Origin of the sequence: Curtobacterium sp. B8 (assembly GCF_000333315.1) — a bacterium.
GTDB classification, from domain to species: Bacteria; Actinomycetota; Actinomycetes; order Actinomycetales; family Microbacteriaceae; genus Curtobacterium; species Curtobacterium luteum.
In genome coordinates, this window is record NZ_BACW01000179.1 from 1 (window position 1) to 1616 (window position 1616).

The following is a 1616-nucleotide window of genomic DNA, read 5'->3' on the forward strand; positions in this document are numbered from 1 at the left end:
CGGAACCACCTCTCCGCGGCCATCGGGAAGACGACCGCCCGGAACGCCACCGAGGCGCTCCGGGTGGCGGCGGACAACGGGTGGCTCCTCGGGACGGCGTAACCTGGGCCGGTGCTCCGCCCCCGCCGTTCCCTCCCCGTGCTCCTCCTCGGGATCACCGCATCGCTGACCCTCACGGGGTGCGGCGCACACGACTCCACGGGGCAGATCGCCGTCACGGTGTCGGAGAACGCCGCCGACCACCCCTACGAGGTGAAGGTGTACGCGGCCACGGGGAAGCTCTCGGAGCACCAGCGGGTGTTCCCCGGCGGGACCGCGTCGTTCGCGGGGGTGCCGCTCGGCTCGGTCACGGTCCGGGCCGGGGACCTCTGCCCCGAGCGTGCAACGGTGACCGACGGGTCGGTCGCCGACGTGACGCTCACGACCACGGGGTGCTGAGCCGGCGGGTGACGACCGGGTCGTGGTGTGGCGGTACGGCGTGACCGGAACGCGGGCTCAGCGACGACCCCGACCCCGCTCGAGCGTCTCGTGGGGCTGCTCCCCGAACCGTGCCCGGTAGCTCGCAGCGAACCGCCCGAGGTGCGCGAAGTGCCACCGGTGTGCCACGTCGTGCACCGTGACGACCCCGCTCCGACGCACGATCAGCTCCAGGTGCACCCGGTCCAGCCGGACCTCGCGCAGGTAGCGGGTCGGTGTCACGCCGAACCGGCGGCGGAAGAGGTCCTGGAGACCCCGCTCGCTCAGCCCGCACGCGTCGGCGACGTCCGCGACCGTGATGGGGTCGCGTGCGTGCTCGTCCACGAACGCGACCGCTCGCCGCATCCGCTGCTCGACGTCCGTCCTGGCGCGGGTGTAGGTCGACAGGACGACCGTGGCGACGCGGTGCTTCAGCGCCCGGAGGTGCTCCTCGGGCAGGGCGGGGTCGAGCAGTCGGTCGACGACGTCCCGGAGGAGCGCCCGGAGCGGGTCGAGCCGGTTGTCCGTCGGGTCCGGCTGCACGAACCGGTGCGGTTCGTCGGTGTCACCGAGCAGCGACGGTGCGACGTGCAGGAGCGTCATGTGCGTGGCGTCGGTGTCGAAGCCGTAGGCCGCCGGTGCCGAGAGCACCATCGGCTGGCCGGGGCGGACGTCCCACCGGGCGCCGTCCTCGGCGGTCACCGTCGCGTGCCCGTCCGCGAGCCAGAACACGACGTGGTCGGGCCGGGGGCCGATCGTCCCCGTCTGCGGCCCGTCCGTGCGGATCCGGTGGACCCACAGCTCGTCGTCGCCGGACCGCAGTTCGAACCACCCGTCGTCCGTCGGCATGCGAGCACGGTACTCCGCTGCTCCGGGCGGAGCGACTCCCCCGGAGGAGGTCGTCAGCGGGTGGGGTGGTCCGGGACGGCATCCCAGTCGTCGCCGTACCGCGACAGCACCGTCCACCGGGACACCGGCCAGGTGGTGACGAACGCGCGGCCGACGACGTCGTCCACGGGGACCGAACCGTGCGCCCGGCTGTCCGCGGAGTCGTAGCGGTTGTCGCCCATCACCCAGAGGTGCCCCTTCGGCACCGTGACGTCGAAATTCCGTGCCGGAGACCCGGTCGGAGCCCGGGCTCCGGACGACGTAGGGCTCGT

Annotated in this window: 3 protein-coding genes; 1 reads left to right on the forward strand and 2 read right to left on the reverse strand. The window is 73.3% G+C overall.

Annotated features, from left to right (window positions below):
• Window positions 1-111 precede the first annotated feature (111 nt).
• Entirely contained in the window at window positions 112-438 is a 327-nt protein-coding gene (locus I59_RS04365; protein ID WP_148286083.1) for a hypothetical protein, read from the forward strand.
• Window positions 439-495: 57 nt separating this feature from the next.
• On the opposite strand, the gene I59_RS20610 is transcribed toward I59_RS04365, so the two are convergent.
• Window positions 496-1305, reverse strand: a complete 810-nt coding sequence (locus I59_RS20610) for a helix-turn-helix transcriptional regulator (protein ID WP_022902823.1) — start codon at window positions 1303-1305, stop codon at window positions 496-498.
• 53 nt (window positions 1306-1358) lie between these two features.
• On the reverse strand, window positions 1359-1616 hold a 258-nt coding region (lepB, locus tag I59_RS04375; protein WP_083881943.1), incomplete at its 5' end, for a signal peptidase I.

Bases quoted from the DNA above. Each gene is read 5' to 3' on its own strand.
- I59_RS20610 (WP_022902823.1), bottom strand. From the start codon at position 1,305: ATGCCGACGGACGACGGGTGGTTCGAACTGCGGTCCGGCGACGACGAG.